Genomic DNA, 15,281 nt, shown 5'->3' on the forward strand with positions numbered 1-15,281 from the left:
TATCCCTCGCGGATCATGAATCTGCCAGTCGACCCCATCGAGAACCTCGCAACGCTCATTCGCTGCCCGTCGGTCACTCCGGCGGAAGGCGGCGCGCTGACCGCGCTTTCGGCCATGCTGCAGCCGCTCGGCTTCAGCACCGAGCGCGTCACCTTTACCGATTCCGGCACGCCGGACATCGAGAACCTCTACGCCCGCCTTTCCGGCAATGGCCCGCACCTGATGTTCGCCGGTCACACCGACGTCGTGCCCGTCGGCGACGATGCTGCATGGACGCATCCGCCCTTTTCCGCCGTGATATCCAACGGTTTCATGTACGGGCGCGGCGCCGTCGACATGAAGGGCGGCATTGCCTGCTTCGTCGCAGCCGTCGCCCGCCACATCGCTGAAAAGGGACCGCTTAAGGGCTCCGTGTCGCTGCTGATCACCGGCGACGAGGAAGGCCCTGCCATCAACGGCACCATCAAGCTGCTCGAATGGGCCGCCCAACGCGGCGAGAAGTGGGACGCTTCGATCGTTGGCGAGCCGACGAACCCCAATGTCCTGGGCGACATGATCAAGATCGGCCGCCGCGGCTCCGTCTCTGGCGACATCGTCGTGAACGGCCGCCAGGGCCACGTCGCCTATCCGCATCTCGCCGACAATCCGGTGCGCGGCCTCGTCACGCTGGTCGACGCGCTGCTCGATCCGCCGTTCGATGAAGGCTCGGCCGACTTCCAGCCTTCCAATCTCGAAGTCACCACCATCGACGTCGGCAACCCGGCCACCAATGTCATTCCGGCCAAGGCGAAGGCCACCTTCAACATCCGCTTCAACGACAACTGGACGGCGGAGACGGTTCAGGCCGAGATCCACAACCGGCTCGATCGCGCCGCCGCGCGCAAGCGCCTGCGCAAGGGCAAGGAAGAGCCGATCGACTACGAGCTTACCTGGCGCGACCGCCCGAGCCACGTGTTCCTCACGCGCGACGAGAAGCTCGTCAACACGCTGAGCTCGTCGGTCGAGGCCGTCACCGGTCGCAAGCCGGCGCTGTCGACCTCCGGCGGCACCTCCGACGCCCGCTTCATCAAGGACTACTGCCCGGTCGTCGAATTCGGCCTCGTCGGCCAGACCATGCACATGGTCGACGAGCGCGTCGCCCTTGAGGATCTCGAGACACTGACGCAAATCTATCAGCGTTTCCTCGAAGACTGGTTCGGCTGACATGCTCCCCGCCGTCGACGTCCATCGCCATCTCACCGGTGTCTGGCAGATGATGACCGGACGCCGCGACGGGATCAGGCTGCTCGACATCAGCATCGACGGCTTCTGGAACTCGTTCTACGCGATCATCGTCGCCCTGCCGGTGATGCTGTCAGGCTGGGCCTCGCTCGCCGCGGACCTTACCATGGGCGGCGGCAGCGCCTCCGAGCGCTTCGGGCTGGTGCTGCGCATGGCCGTGGTCGATTTCGGCGCCTGGGTGCTGCCGATCGTCGGACTTGCCTTCGTAGCCGGCATGATCGGCATCCGCGACCGCTTCGTGCACTACGTTGTGGCGACGAACTGGGCGACGGCGCTGTTTGCGTGGTTCATGCTGCCGACCAACCTTCTGCGCCTTGCCTGGCCCGACGCAGGCGAGGTTGCGACCACCATCGCGCTGGTGATCTTCCTCGTCAGCATGGTGCTGTCTTGGCGCCTCACCAACGCGGCCCTCAACAAGGGCCCTGCGGTAGCGACCGGCGTTTTCACCGGCATGCTGATCGCGTCGCTATTGGTGCTGTTCCTGCTTCAGGATCTTCTGGGCGTGCCGTCGCTTCAGTAGTCGACGCCGACGAGGTAGAGCCCGTCGGGCGGGGCCACTTGGCCGCAGCGCGAGCGATCGGCAGCCTTCAGCGCAGCCTCCAGATCATCAGCCGTCCAGGCGCCCTCGCCCACCCGCTTCAGCGAGCCAACCATCGAGCGCACCTGATTGTGCAGGAACGAGCGCGCCGAGGCATGGACCTCGATGAGGTCACCATTGCGGATGACGTCGAGCCGGTCGAGCGTCTTTTCCGGGCTCGCTGCCTGGCACTGAACCGAGCGGAACGTCGTGAAATCGTGCTTGCCGAGGAGCCGCTGTGCCGCCTCGTGCATGGCCTCGACGTCGAGCGGGCGCGGCACGTGCCAGACATTGCCGCGCATCAGCGCCGCCGGCGCGCGGCGATTGAGGATCGCATAGAGATAGTGCCGGGCCTTGGCTGAGAAGCGAGCGTCGAAATCGTCAGAAACGATCCCCGCCTTGAGGATAGACACCCGCTCGCCCGCAAGCTTCAGGTGCGCGTTGAGCGCGCCCTGCACCTTGTCGGACGTGTATTCGCGCGGAAGATCAAAGTGCGCCACCTGCGCCGTTGCGTGCACCCCGGCATCGGTCCGCCCCGCGCCGCGGATCGTCACGCTCTCGCCGCTGAAGGCGAGGATCGCGCTCTCGATCGCGCCCTGCACCGAAGGCAGCTCCGCCTGGCGCTGCCAGCCGGCATAGCCCTGGCCGTCATATTCGATGTCGATGCGGTAACGAGGCATGCGCTGGGTCCGGGTTCAGAGGAACCGGTCTCCCTTAACGAGTTTCGCGCCGCGAAGGAACTCGTCCGCGCCCATCGGCTTTCCGCCGGCACGCTGCACCTCGATCAGCCGCACGGCGCCTTCGCTGCAGGCAACGACCAGTCCGTCGTCGCCGACGATCTCGCCGGGCTCCCCCTTCCCTTCGGCCATCGCCGAGCGCAGCAGCTTCACGCGCTCGCCGCGGTCGCCCACCTTCATCTCGCACCATGCGCCCGGGAATGGCGAAAGCCCGCGAATGTGGCGGTCGACCTCCGCCGCCGGACGCGACCAGTCGACGCGCGTCTCGTCCTTGCCGATCTTCTTGGCGTAGATCGCGCCGTCTTCCGCCTGCGGCGTCAGCGTCAGCGTGCCTGCTTCCAGCGCCGCCAGCGCCTCGACCATCAGCCGGCCGCCGACTTCCATCAGCCTGTCGTGCAGTTCACCAGCCGTCATCTGCGGGCCGATGGCAACCTCTTCGGTCATCGCGACCGGGCCCGTATCGAGGCCCTCATCCATCTTCATCACCATCATGCCGGTGCGCTCATCGCCCGCCATGATCGCGCGCTGGATCGGCGCCGCCCCGCGCCAGCGTGGCAGCAGCGACGCATGCCCGTTGAAGGCGCCGAAGCGGGTTCCTTCCAGAATCGCCTTTGGCAAGAGCAGCCCGTAGGCAACGACGACCGCGGCATCGGCATCCAGCGCGCGGAACGCTTCCTGCTCGTCTTCGCGCTTCAGCGAAGTGGGCGTACGCACTTCCAGCCCCCGGCTTTCCGCCAGCTGGTGCACCGGCGACTTGGTCAGCTCCAGCCCGCGACGCCCCGCCGGGCGCGGCGGCTGCGAGTAGACCCCGACGACCTCATGCCCCGCATCGAGGATCGCGCGCAGCGTCTCGGCGGAAAATTCCGGCGTTCCCATGAAGACAATTTTCAGAGGCATTGTGGTCCTGTAGCTGTTCGTCGCCCTGCTTCAACGCGCATTTTCCGGCAAGGTCAACCCTGCGACGAATTGGCTCAGCGGCCGCTAAACCCGCAAAGAATTGGCTCAAAATTACTTGGCGCTATTAGCTCCGCCTCAACAATTAACCTCCGCTTAATTACGTAACGTTAGCTTTCATCCTCGACGGCTGCACGAATGCTGCGCCTTCTGGTGAATTGGTACGGTTACCGAGATGACCGTCTGCTGGATTGCCTGGGCATAAAGTGCGCGAGGGGGTAGCGACTTTGGGTACGGGGAAACAGGCATCACAGCCGGCACAGGCAGCGCCGCGCGCCAACGACACCGCGGGTGGGCGCAAGGACCCCGCAGCTACCGTCGTTTACACCATGCGCCAGCTGGCCGTCGCCGGCCTGCCGCGCAACTACGAGCTCTTCTACGAGGCCATCACCAGCGGCAACAAGGAGCTGTCCGACGCCCTCTCGGCGCTGGGTTCGCGCCCGTCGCAGAAGGATCTCGACGAGATCGCGCGCAAGTTCCTTCCGCGCAATGATTCCTGGCTGATCTCCGAGGCCCGCGACAGCATCATGGAAAAGCTGTCGGAGATCCTGGCCCTTCTCAAGAAGGACCGAGCGTCGATGGAGACCTACGGCAAGATCCTTGGCGAGGCCTCGACGGGCCTCAGCGCCCGCCCGCCGCTCAACCGCGAGTTCCTGGAGCGGATCATCACCGTCACCGCGACCGCAACGAAATCGTCCCTCGACAACCGCCGCCATCTCACCTCGACGATCAGCGACAAGTCGAACGAGCTGCAGGAAATGAAGACCACCCTCGAGGAGTACAAGCGCCTCGCGGAGACTGACTCGCTAACGCAGCTTTACAACCGCCGCGCCTTCGACAGGACGCTCACCGCAATTTACGACGATGCGCGCGGGCCGATGTTCGGCTCGCTGATCCTGATCGACATCGACCGCTTCAAGCAGATCAACGATCGCTTCGGCCACCCGGTGGGTGACCGCATCATCCAGCTGGTCGCCAACATCATCCGCTCGGCCACGATGGAAAGCGCCTTCGTCGCCCGCACCGGCGGCGAGGAGTTCGCGGTCATCCTGCACGGCTTCAACGAGGACAAGACGGCACAAGTCGCGGAAGAGATCCGCAACGCAGTCAGCACCGCGCCGTTCCTGAACTTTTCCAACGGTACCAACTACGGACCGATCACGGTCTCAGTCGGCCTCTGCATGGCTGCGCAGGCGCAGGGCCCGGACGATCTCTACTGCCGCGCCGACCGCGCGCTCTATGCTTCCAAGGCTGCCGGCCGCAACCGCGTCACCCGCGCCTCCCATCTCGAGGAAGGCGGCCTGATGAAGAACTGGCTGCTGTATCGCCGGGATTAGGCGGGGCACCAGGCGGGCTGGCGCCGGTCAAACGTCATTGAGCGGACGGGACCGCCGGTGGGGCGTCAGCGTTCAGGCATGGATCCTTGGGTCGCACTCCGCTGCGCTCCGTTTGCCCAAGGATGACGAGGGGCAAAGGGCTTCGCGCGGGCATTGCCGCGTCCCACTTCGTCATCCCCGCCAAGCCCGCGAAGCGGGCGCGAGCAGGGGATCCATGCCGGAACGTTCCGTCACGCCAGCGGTGCAGATCAAAGAGCAGGCGCCGCCACCCTAAGTCCCCTAGCTCCCTACGCCCCTAAGCCCTTAAGCCCCTACTCCCTACTTCGTCCCGTACATCCGGTCGCCGGCGTCGCCGAGGCCGGGGACAATGTAGCCCTTTTCGTTCAGCTTCTCGTCGATCGAGGCGGTGAATACCGGAACGTCGGGATGGGCCGTGGTGAAGCGCTCGATGCCCTCGGGGGCCGCCAGCAGGCAGAGGAAGCGGATGTTGGTTGCGCCGCGTTCCTTCAGCTTCTCGACCGCCGCGATTGCCGAATTGGCGGTCGCCAGCATCGGGTCGACGACGATCACGAGGCGATCCTCAAGATTGCTCGGCGCCTTGAAGAAATATTCCACCGCCTGCAGGGTCTCGTGGTCGCGGTACAGGCCGATATGGGCGACGCGCGCAGCCGGCACCAGGTCAAGCATGCCGTCGAGCAGGCCGTTGCCGGCGCGCAGCACCGAGGCGAACACCAGCTTCTTGCCCTCGAGCGTCGGTGCTTCCATCGTCACCAGGGGCGTTTCGATGGTGCGGGTGGTGAGTTCGAGGTCGCGAGTGACCTCGTAGCACAGCAGAAGCGAGATCTCGCGCAGGAGGCGGCGGAAACTCGCCGTCGACGTATCCTTGTCGCGCATGATGGTCAGCTTGTGCTGCACAAGTGGATGGTCGACGACTGTTACGCCCTGCATCTGTCTCTCCGCATACCGGTTACTGCTACCAATCTATCGTCTCCTACCCCGCGCGAATACCGAGGCAAAGCCCGCAATCACAGATTTGTCAGCGTCTCGGCGCCGCCGCGTCGAGCTTGGCGAGCAGTTGCGCGCGCGTCTTGCGGTCCACGAATGCCGCTTCGAGCGCGGTGCGGGTGATCTTGTGCAGCTGCCGCGCGGTGAGGCCGAACTGCCTTTCGGCCTCGTCGTATTCGCGCTTCAGCGACGTCCAGAAATAGGGCGGGTCGTCCGAGTTGAGCGTCACCTTGCAGCCTGCGGCGAGAAACTTTGGCAGCGGATGCTCGGCAAAGGACGGAAACACCTTCAGCTCGATATTGGAGATCGGGCAGATCTCCAGCACGATGTCTTCGTCGGCGATCCGTTTGACAAGGTCCGGGTTCTCGATCGCCCGTACGCCGTGGCCGATCCGGCTCGGACGCAGGTGATTGAGGGCATCCGCCACGCTCTCCCAGCCGCCGAACTCGCCGGCATGGGTGGTGATGCCAAGGCCTGCCTCGCGGGCAATCTCGAAGGCGCGGACATAGTCTTCCGTGTCGCCAAAGCGCTCGTCGCCTCCCATGCCGAAGCCAGTCACCAGCGGGTGCCGGCAGGTCGCCGCGAAGCGCGCCGCAGCCTCGACCGATTCGACGCCGAAATGGCGCACGCCGGTGACGATCATGCGGCCTTCGATGCCGGTCTTGGCCTTTGCGCGTAGCATCCCCTCGCCCAGCGCATCCGTATAGGCCTTCGGCGAAAGCCCCGCGCGCCGGGCATGATCGGGCGAGGTGAAGACTTCCGAGTAGATGCAACCATCACGCGCCAGCGAGCTTAAATAATGCTCGGCGAGCCGGGCATAGTCTTCTTCGGTGCGAAACAGGTCAGCCGCGAAGTCATAGGCCGCGAGGAACGACGTGAAGTCATGCCAGACGAAGGTGTTGTCGCGGATGAAGCCGTCGGTCGGCTGGTTGTACTTTCGTGCCTGCTCGATGACGAGTTCGGGAGCTGCGGCTCCCTCGATATGGCAGTGGATCTCGGCCTTCAGCACCATACGCTTCTCCGGCATTTCCCGCACGCGAGGCGCGGCCGTTAATCGCGGGATCAACAATAGCGCGCGGGTGCATCATCGGCTATGGTCCGGCGCAAATTCGAACGGGTGACGCGTATGTCCGAACAGCGTACGACCGCTTCAGGCGGCATGGAAACAGCCTACGGCTTTCGCCAGGTCGGCCAGGGTGAGAAGCAGGGCCTCGTCAACGAGGTCTTTCACAAGGTCGCAAACCGCTATGACCTGATGAACGACCTGATGTCGGCAGGCATGCACCGCGTCTGGAAGGACGCGATGGTGACCTGGCTCAATCCACCGAAGACCCGACCCGACTGGCGCGTGCTCGACGTTGCCGGCGGCACCGGCGACATCGCCTTCCGCATCGTCGAGGCATCGAACCGCAATGCCCATGCCACCGTGCTCGACATCAACGGCTCGATGCTGTCCGTCGGCCGCGACCGCGCCGACAAGCGCGGGCTCTCGTCTTACGTCGACTTCGTCGAGGCGAATGCGGAGGAACTGCCGTTCGAGGACAACACCTTCGATGCCTACACGGTCGCCTTCGGCATCCGCAACGTGCCGCGCATCGACGTGGCGCTGAGCGAAGCCTACCGCGTGCTCAAGCCCGGCGGGCGCATCATGGTGCTGGAATTCTCCGAGGTCACCACGCCGCTCCTCGACCGCTTCTATGACACCTGGTCGTTCAACGCGATCCCGCGCATCGGCGACGCCGTCACCGGCGACGGCGAGCCGTACCGCTACCTTGTCGAGTCGATCCGCAAGTTCCCGAACCAGAAGAATTTTGCGACCATGGTCGAGCGCGCCGGCTTCGAGCGCGTGACCTGGCGCGACTATTCGGGCGGTATCGCCGCCTGCCACTCGGGCTGGAAGCTTTGAGGCGGCAGAACGGATGAGCACCATCGCCGCCTGGTTCCGGCTGGTTCGCGCCGGCTGGATCATGACCCGCGAAGGCGTCATCGCCGCCCTGCCCGGCGACCAGCTTTACGGCATGCCGAAGTTCGGCTGGCGCATCGCGCGCCTGCTGACCCGGCGCGGCGCGAAATACCAGCGGCGCGAGCTCAGGCTGTCACGCGCGATCGACCGCCTCGGCCCGTCCTACGTCAAGCTCGGCCAGTTCCTGGCGACGCGCCCGGACGTTGTCGGCGCGGAAATTGCCGCCGACCTCGCCAACCTCCAGGACAGGATGGAAAAGTTCCCGATGGCGGAGGCCGTCGAGGAAATCGAGGCCTCGCTGGGCCGTCCTATCGACGCGCTGTTCACCTCCTTCGAGGAGCCGATTGCAGCCGCCTCCATCGCGCAGGTCCACCCGGCACGCGTCAATCGCAACGGCGTCGAGGTACCGGTCGCGGTCAAGGTGACCCGTCCGGGCGTGCGCCAGCGCTTTTACGCCGACCTTGAAAGCTACTTCCTCGCGGCGCGGATGCAGGAGCGGTTCATGCCGTCGATGCGCCGCCTAAAGCCCGTTGAAGTGACGCGAGGTCTCGCCCAGACCACCAAAATCGAGATGGATCTGCGCCTCGAGGCTGCGGCCCTCTCCGAACTCGGCGAGAACACGAAGAGCGATCCCGGCTTCCGCGTGCCCTGGGTCGACTGGGAGCGCACCGGCCGCGACGTCATCACCATGGAGTGGATCGACGGCGTCAAGATGAACGACGTCGAGGGCCTGCTCGCCGCCGGCCACGACCTGCCGAAGCTTGCAGTCACGCTGATCCAGTCGTTCCTGCGCCACACGCTGCGCGACGGCTTCTTCCATGCGGATATGCACCCGGGCAACCTGTTCGTCGAGGCGGATGGCACCATCGTCGCCGTCGATCTCGGCATTGCCGGCCGCCTTGGCAAGAAGGAGCGCCGCTTCCTCGCCGAGATCCTCTACGGCTTCATCACCCGCGACTATCTGCGCGTGGCCGAGGTTCACTTCGAAGCCGGCTATGTGCCGCGCACGCATGACGTCAACGCCTTCGCGCAGGCGATCCGCGCGATCGGCGAGCCGATCCACGGCCAGCCGGCCGAGACCATTTCGATGGCGCGGCTGCTGACGTTGCTGTTCGAGGTGACCGAGCTCTTCGACATGGAAACGCGCACCGAGCTGGTGCTGCTGCAGAAGACCATGGTCGTCGTTGAGGGCGTTGCCCGCACGCTCGACCCCACCTTCAACATGTGGCGCGCGGCGGAACCCGTCGTCGGCAGCTGGATCCGTGACAATCTTGGCCCCAAGGGCATGCTCGACGATTTGCGCGACGGCCTGCACGCCGCCGCCGCCCTTGCCCGGCAGGCGCCGGAAATCGCCGCCCGCACCGAGCGGCTGTCGCGCGAAATCGACGCGATGGCCGAGAATGGCCTTCGCTTCGACGACGAAACCGCCCGCAAGATCGGTCAGGCCGAAGCCCGCCACACCCGCTCCGGCCGCATTGCCCTCTGGGTCATCGCCGCGCTGCTTGCCTGGATAGGCTGGCAGATTGGGTGATTTGACTGCAATGACAGCAAAACCTATTTTGCTGGCAGTGGAGGCAGACATGGCAACCCTGACGATCAGGAACGTTCCGGAGCAAGTGAAGCAGGCGATCCGCAAGCGGGCTGCCGAGCGCGGCGTGTCGATGGAACAGGAGGCGCGCGAAGCTTTGGCGCGCGGGGCTGCGACCGCGCCTGCGCGGCCCAAGCCATCGATCGAAGCCATGTCCGCATTGGGACGCAAGCCGGTAGAGCCATTTGACCTCAAGCAGGTCAGTGACGAGATGTGGGAAGAAGGCCTTCGGTGAATTCGTTCGTCACCGACACTTCCGCCATCATCGCATTGCTCAACGACGAGGCCGAGGCCGCCGGTTTCAAGGTGGCCTTCCATGAAGCCGATGCCGTATTCATCAGTTCTGCGACCCTGTTTGAGCTTAGCTGTGTCGCGCGCGGTATCCGCTTCGTCGATAGCAGCGCTCGACTGCTTTCGCTCCTCGATCTTCTCGCCCTTACGTCCGTGCCCTTTGACGACGAACAACTCGCTATCGCGCGACGCGCGTACACGACCTATGGCCGAGGCTCCGGTCACCCGGCCAGGCTCAACATGGGTGACTGCTTTTCCTACGCGCTGGCGAAATCGCGAAACCTTTTGCTGCTATTCAAGGGCGATGATTTCGCCCACACCGACATCGAACCCGCATTGAGGCGGCCATGAGCCTTTCTAAAAAGCGCATCCTGCTCATCATTGGCGGCGGCATTGCCGCCTACAAGTGCCTCGACCTGATCCGCAGGCTGCGCGAACGGGGTGCGGCGGTGCGCTGCGTGATGACGAAGGGCGCGCAGGAATTCATCACCCCGCTCTCCGTCGGGGCGCTTTCCACCGATCACGTCTTCACCGAACTGTTCGACCGCCAGGACGAGCACGATGTCGGCCACATCCGCCTGTCGCGCGAGGCCGACCTTCTCGTCGTCGCGCCTGCAACCGCCGACCTGATGGCGAAGATGGCGCATGGCCATGCCGACGACCTTGCCTCGACCGTGCTGATGGCGACCAACAAGCCGGTGCTGATTGCGCCAGCCATGAATCCGATGATGTGGAACCATCCTGCGACGCGCCGCAACCGCGAGACGCTCCAGCGCGACGGCATCCATTTCGTCGGGCCGATGCGCGGCGAGATGGCCGAAAGCGGCGAGGCCGGCGAAGGCCGGATGGCCGAGCCACTCGACATCGTCGCGGCGATTGCCGCTCTCCTCGACGACACTCCGAAGCCGCTTGCGGGCAAGAAGATCATCGTCACCTCCGGCCCGACGCATGAGCCGATCGATCCGGTCCGCTACATCGCCAACCGTTCCTCGGGCAAGCAGGGCCACGCGCTGGCGGCAGCCCTCGCAAAACTCGGCGCCGACGTGCGCCTCGTATCCGGGCCGGTGACGATTCCCGATCCCGCGGGCGTTTCCGTTCATCGCGTCGAGACGGCGCGGCAGATGCTGGCAGCGGTCGAAGCCGAGCTTCCGGCCGATGCCGGCGTGTTCGTCGCCGCCGTCGCCGACTGGCGCACGGAGGGCGAGGCCAGCCAGAAGATCAAGAAGGAGCCCGGCAAGGGCGCGCCTTCCCTGCAGATGGTCGAAAACCCTGACATTTTGGCCACCATCGGCCATCACGCGCAGCGCCCTGCCCTTGTCGTCGGCTTTGCCGCAGAGACGCAGAACGTCATAGAGAACGCGCGCAAGAAGCTCGACAAGAAGGGCGCGGACCTGATCGTCGCCAACGACGTGTCGCACGACAGCGGCATCAATCCCGGCGGCGTAATGGGCGGCGACCGCAATTCGGTGCGGATCGTGACGCGAGACGGCGTCGAGGACTGGCCCGAGCTTTCCAAGGACGAAACCGCCGCACGCCTTGCGGAGATGATCGCGAGAAGGCTGCAGTAACTGGTCTTTTTCGCAACTCGCACTCCACAACGCGCCTCCACCATAAATGGGGGAGGATTCTCAGGCTGCGGAGGCGGCAACGACGCGCCCCTTCCTGAAACGTTCAGGCATGGATCCTCGGGTCAAGCCCGAGGATGACGACGGGAAAAGCGCCGCAGAACAATGCGGAGACGCTGATGCCGGCCGGAGGTGCTTCGGTCCCGTGACTTTGCCGGCAACACGAATACCTCTCAATTTCGTCATCCTCGGGCTCGACCCGAGGATCCATGCCTGAACGTCGAAGCATGGGCCGACGCCGCAGACCGGGCGGCTACCTCCGCCGTCCCTACCCTGCCCTCACCCTTCTCAACACCGCCTTCGGTGTGCGGGGTCTGGCCTCGCCGATCGAATAGGCGGCAGTGAGCGCGGCCGCCGCCTCATCCGCCTCAGCCTCTCTGCGCGCGTGGACCAGCGCGAGCCGGTCGCCCGCGCGCACCTCGGCGCCAACCGGCAGAATGTCGGAGATCCCGACCGCATGGTCGATCTCCTGCTCGGGCCTCGTGCGGCCGCCGCCGAGTCCCACCACCGCCATGCCGATCTCGCGCGAGCGGATGCCGGTGACGAAGCCGGACGCGACCGACCTCACCTCGCGCACCACCGGCGCCCTTGGCAGATAGTCCTGATAGCGCTCGACGAAATCCGCCGGCCCGCCAAGCGCTGCCACCATCCGCCCGAACACGTCGGCTGCTCGACCGCTTTCCAGCGCATCGCTTGCGCGGCGTTCGGCCTGCGTATGCGTCTGAGCAATTCCCGCGGCCAGCAGCATTTCGGCTGCGAGGCCGATCGTCACCTCGCGCAGGCGCGGGTCGCGCCGGCGGCTGGTCAGCATCTCGACGGCATTCGCCACCTCCAGCGCATTGCCGGCCGCGCTCGCCAGCGGCTGGTTCATGTCGGTAATCAGCGCGCTTGCCGGCAGCCCCGCCCCGTCCGAAACCTCGACGAGGCTCTGCGCCAGCGCCGAGGCCGCCTTCGTGGAGGACATGAAGGCGCCGTTGCCGGCCTTGACGTCCAGCACCAGCGATTGCACCCCCGCGGCGAGTTTCTTCGACAGGATCGAGGCAGTGATCAGCGGCACAGACTCGACCGTCGCCGTCACGTCGCGGATGGCATAGAAGCGCTTGTCGGCCGGCGCGAGATCGGCGGTCTGGCCGATGATGGCGCAGCCCGTCTGGCGCACCACCTTGCGGAACAGCGCATTGTCCGGCTGGCTCACATAGCCCGGAATGGCGTCCATCTTGTCGAGCGTGCCGCCGGTGTGGCCGAGACCGCGCCCCGAAATCATCGGCACATAGGCGCCGCAGGCGGCGACGATCGGCGCAAGCAAAAGGGAGACGTTGTCGCCAACGCCTCCCGTCGAATGCTTGTCGGTAACGGGCCCCGGCAGGTCCGACCAGTCGAGGACGGAGCCGGAATCGCGCATCGCCAACGTCAGCGCCACCGCCTCGTCGCGGCTCATGCCGTTGAAGAAGACTGCCATGGCGAATGCCGCCACCTGGCCTTCGGAAAAGCTCCCCGAGACGAGACCGTCGACGAAGGCGACGATCTCTTCCCGGCTCAGGTCCCCGCCATTACGCTTCTTGCGAATGATCTCCTGCGGGAACATGGGGCTTTCCTTTCGATCAGCCGGCCCGGTCGCGCGCCTTCAGCTCGAGGCGCCGTGCGTGCAGCACCGGCTCGGTGTAGCCCGAGGGCTGCTCGCGGCCCTTGAAGACGAGGTCGCAGGCGGCGAGGAAGGCAATCGAGTTCTCGAAGTCGGGCGCCATCGGCCGGTAGAGCGGGTCGCCCTCGTTCTGCCGGTCAACGACGGCCGCCATGCGCTTCATCGTCTCCATTACCTGATCGCGCGAAACGACGCCGTGGTGCAGCCAGTTCGCCATGTGCTGGGCCGAGATGCGAAGCGTCGCGCGGTCTTCCATCAGGCCGACATCGTTGATGTCCGGCACCTTGGAGCAGCCGACGCCCTGGTCGATCCAGCGCACGACATAGCCGAGAATGCCCTGCGCATTGTTGTCGAGCTCGCGCTGGATTTCCTCGGGCGTCCAGTTCGGACGGGTCGCAACCGGAACCGACAGGATATCCGACAGCTTCGCACGCTCGCGATTGCGCAGGCTCTCCTGCACCGCATGCACGTCGACCTTGTGGTAGTGGGTCACGTGCAGGGTGGCGGCCGTCGGCGACGGCACCCAGGCGGTGTTGGCACCAGCCTTGGGATGCGCGATCTTCTGCTCCAGCATCGCAGCCATCATGTCGGGCATCGCCCACATGCCCTTGCCGATCTGGGCGCGGCCGGAAAGGCCGCATTCGAGGCCGATGTCGACGTTCCACTGCTCGTAGGCGCCGATCCAGGCGGCCTGCTTCATGTCGCCCTTGCGGATCATCGGGCCGGCTTCCATCGAGGTGTGGATCTCGTCGCCTGTGCGGTCGAGGAAGCCGGTGTTGATGAACACCACGCGCTCCCTGGCGGCGCGGATGCACTCCTTGAGGTTCACCGTCGTGCGGCGCTCCTCGTCCATGATGCCCATCTTGATGGTGTTTGGCGCCATGCCGACCAGCTTCTCGACGCGGGTGAAGAGGTCGACCGCGAAGGCGACTTCCTCCGGGCCGTGCATCTTCGGCTTCACGACATACATCGAGCCGGCGCGGCTGTTGGCGCGGCGGCCGTTCGGGCCGACGTCATGCAGCGCGATCAGCGCGGTGATCGCGGCATCCATGATGCCTTCCGGGATTTCGGAGCCGCCGGCCAGCAGGATCGCCGGGTTGGTCATCAGGTGACCGACATTGCGCACCAGCATCAGCGAGCGGCCTGGCAGCACCAGCTTCTTGCCGTCCACGCCGGTGTATTCGCGATCCGGGTTGAGCCTGCGGGTAAAGGTCTTGCCGCCCTTCTCGATTTCCTCGGCAAGGTCGCCCTTCATCAGGCCAAGCCAGTTGCGGTAGACGGCGACCTTGTCCTCGGCGTCGACGGCGGCGACCGAGTCCTCGCAGTCCTGGATCGTCGTCAGCGCCGCCTCGAGGATGACATCGGCAATGCCGGCCTTGTCGGTCTTGCCGATCGGGCTGTCGCGGTTGATGACGATCTCGAGGTGAAGGCCGTTCTTCGTCAGCAGGATCGAGGTGGGCGCGAGCGCATCGCCAAGGTAGCCCGCAAGCTGCGAGCCATCGGTGAGGCCGGTCATCGCGCCGTCCTCGAGCGTCACCGCCAGACGGCCTTCGGCAATCGCGAACGACTTCGCGTCCTTCCAGCTCGCACGATCAAGCGGCGCGCTTTCATCGAGGAAGTTGCGGGCCCAGGCGATCACTTTCTCGCCGCGCACCGGGTTGTAGCCCTTGCCCTTCTCGGCGCCGCCATCTTCCGGAATGGCGTCCGTGCCGTAGAGCGCGTCATAGAGCGAGCCCCAGCGCGCATTGGCGGCGTTGAGCGCATAGCGCGCATTCATCACCGGCACGACCAGCTGCGGGCCGGCAACGACGGCGATCTCCGGATCGACGTTCTCGGTCGTGACCGTGAACTCCGGGCCCTCCGGCAGCAGGTAGCCGATCTCGCGCAGGAACGCTTCGTATGCGGCCATGTCCGACGGCGCGCCGTTGGCGCGGTGCCAGTCGTCGATCTTCGCCTGCAGCTCGTCGCGCTTTGCCAGCAGCGCCCGGTTTTTCGGCGTCAGCTCGCTGGCGATGGCGGCAAAGCCTGCCCAGAACGCGTCTGCCTCTACTCCGGTCCCCGGAAGCGCCTCCTCCGCTACAAAGCGGTGCAACTCCGCCGCGATTTGAAGACCGTGCGCGTTGACGCGATCCGACATGCTTACCTCCAATAGATGTCAATTGCGCAGGTCTTTCACCACGCCCGGGGCTGCGGGTCAATTCGCGTGTGTATTGAAAGACTGTTGCTGATCCGGGCGCAATTCGGCCAGGCGAAGCGGCTGGTTGCACCGGCAAGCGAATTG

Annotated in this window: 14 protein-coding genes; 8 read left to right on the plus strand and 6 right to left on the minus strand. The window is 65.4% G+C overall.

Translation table 11 applies throughout. The features are described from left to right. Nucleotides 1-15: 15 nt before the first annotated feature. Together dapE and L630_RS0100295 are read left to right on the plus strand one after the other, a co-directional pair. Complete coding sequence (dapE, locus tag L630_RS0100290) at nt 16-1,203, plus strand: succinyl-diaminopimelate desuccinylase (RefSeq protein WP_024846288.1); 1,188 nt, start codon at nt 16-18, stop codon at nt 1,201-1,203. Nucleotide 1,204: 1 nt separating this feature from the next. Next, nucleotides 1,205-1,801, plus strand: coding sequence for a hypothetical protein (locus tag L630_RS0100295; RefSeq protein ID WP_024846289.1), 597 nt, complete (start codon nt 1,205-1,207; stop codon nt 1,799-1,801). Here the strand turns inward: L630_RS0100295 and truA are convergent. Both truA and fmt read right to left on the minus strand, forming a co-directional pair. Beyond that, nucleotides 1,795-2,538 carry a tRNA pseudouridine(38-40) synthase TruA gene (gene truA / locus L630_RS0100300; protein ID WP_024846290.1) on the minus strand — a complete coding sequence of 248 codons (744 nt, stop codon included), beginning with the start codon at nt 2,536-2,538 and terminating at the stop codon, nt 1,795-1,797. The genes L630_RS0100295 and truA overlap by 7 nt on opposite strands. Nucleotides 2,539-2,553: 15 nt before the next feature. Then, nucleotides 2,554-3,492: a methionyl-tRNA formyltransferase gene (gene fmt, locus L630_RS0100305; protein WP_024846291.1), complete on the minus strand. Its 939-nt coding sequence runs from the start codon at nt 3,490-3,492 to the stop codon at nt 2,554-2,556. A gap of 284 nt (nt 3,493-3,776) precedes the next feature. Here fmt and L630_RS0100310 point away from each other — a divergent pair, with 284 nt between their 5' ends. Beyond that, nucleotides 3,777-4,886 carry a GGDEF domain-containing protein gene (locus L630_RS0100310; RefSeq protein ID WP_024846292.1) on the plus strand — a complete coding sequence of 370 codons (1,110 nt, stop codon included), beginning with the start codon at nt 3,777-3,779 and terminating at the stop codon, nt 4,884-4,886. A 318-nt stretch (nt 4,887-5,204) separates the two neighbouring features. On the opposite strand, the gene upp is transcribed toward L630_RS0100310, so the two are convergent. After that, entirely contained in the window at nt 5,205-5,834 is a 630-nt protein-coding gene (upp, locus tag L630_RS0100315; RefSeq protein ID WP_024846293.1) for a uracil phosphoribosyltransferase, read from the minus strand. A gap of 88 nt (nt 5,835-5,922) precedes the next feature. Beyond that, complete coding sequence (locus tag L630_RS0100320) at nt 5,923-6,903, minus strand: adenosine deaminase (protein ID WP_024846294.1); 981 nt, start codon at nt 6,901-6,903, stop codon at nt 5,923-5,925. Between the two features lie 114 nt (nt 6,904-7,017). Here L630_RS0100320 and ubiE point away from each other — a divergent pair, with 114 nt between their 5' ends. Genes ubiE through coaBC form a run of 5 tightly spaced genes read left to right on the plus strand, consistent with a single transcriptional unit; the run spans nt 7,018 to nt 11,301 of the window. Further along, nucleotides 7,018-7,797, plus strand: a complete 780-nt coding sequence (gene ubiE, locus L630_RS0100325) for a bifunctional demethylmenaquinone methyltransferase/2-methoxy-6-polyprenyl-1,4-benzoquinol methylase UbiE (RefSeq protein ID WP_024846295.1) — start codon at nt 7,018-7,020, stop codon at nt 7,795-7,797. A gap of 13 nt (nt 7,798-7,810) precedes the next feature. Then, nucleotides 7,811-9,385, plus strand: coding sequence for a 2-polyprenylphenol 6-hydroxylase (gene ubiB, locus L630_RS0100330; RefSeq protein WP_024846296.1), 1,575 nt, complete (start codon nt 7,811-7,813; stop codon nt 9,383-9,385). 49 nt (nt 9,386-9,434) lie between these two features. Further along, complete coding sequence (locus tag L630_RS0100335; protein ID WP_024846297.1) at nt 9,435-9,677, plus strand: hypothetical protein; 243 nt, start codon at nt 9,435-9,437, stop codon at nt 9,675-9,677. Next, nucleotides 9,674-10,084 (plus strand): type II toxin-antitoxin system VapC family toxin, encoded by a 411-nt coding sequence (locus tag L630_RS0100340; RefSeq protein ID WP_024846298.1) that lies wholly within the window; start codon nt 9,674-9,676, stop codon nt 10,082-10,084. Before L630_RS0100335 ends, L630_RS0100340 begins: the two co-directional genes overlap by 4 nt. Further along, the gene (gene coaBC, locus L630_RS20840) at nt 10,081-11,301 is read left to right on the plus strand and encodes a bifunctional phosphopantothenoylcysteine decarboxylase/phosphopantothenate--cysteine ligase CoaBC (RefSeq protein WP_034329055.1); all 1,221 of its coding nucleotides are present in this window, start codon (nt 10,081-10,083) and stop codon (nt 11,299-11,301) included. The genes L630_RS0100340 and coaBC overlap by 4 nt, the downstream gene beginning before the upstream one ends. A 325-nt stretch (nt 11,302-11,626) precedes the next feature. On the opposite strand, the gene deoA is transcribed toward coaBC, so the two are convergent. Together deoA and L630_RS0100355 are read right to left on the minus strand one after the other, a co-directional pair. Then, nucleotides 11,627-12,943 carry a thymidine phosphorylase gene (gene deoA, locus L630_RS0100350; RefSeq protein WP_024846299.1) on the minus strand — a complete coding sequence of 439 codons (1,317 nt, stop codon included), beginning with the start codon at nt 12,941-12,943 and terminating at the stop codon, nt 11,627-11,629. A gap of 16 nt (nt 12,944-12,959) precedes the next feature. Then, nucleotides 12,960-15,137: a malate synthase G gene (locus tag L630_RS0100355; RefSeq protein ID WP_024846300.1), complete on the minus strand. Its 2,178-nt coding sequence runs from the start codon at nt 15,135-15,137 to the stop codon at nt 12,960-12,962. Nucleotides 15,138-15,281 lie beyond the last annotated feature (144 nt).

It is taken from the genome of Aminobacter sp. J41, from assembly GCF_000526635.1.
In the GTDB taxonomy this organism is placed as follows: domain Bacteria; phylum Pseudomonadota; class Alphaproteobacteria; order Rhizobiales; family Rhizobiaceae; genus Aerobium.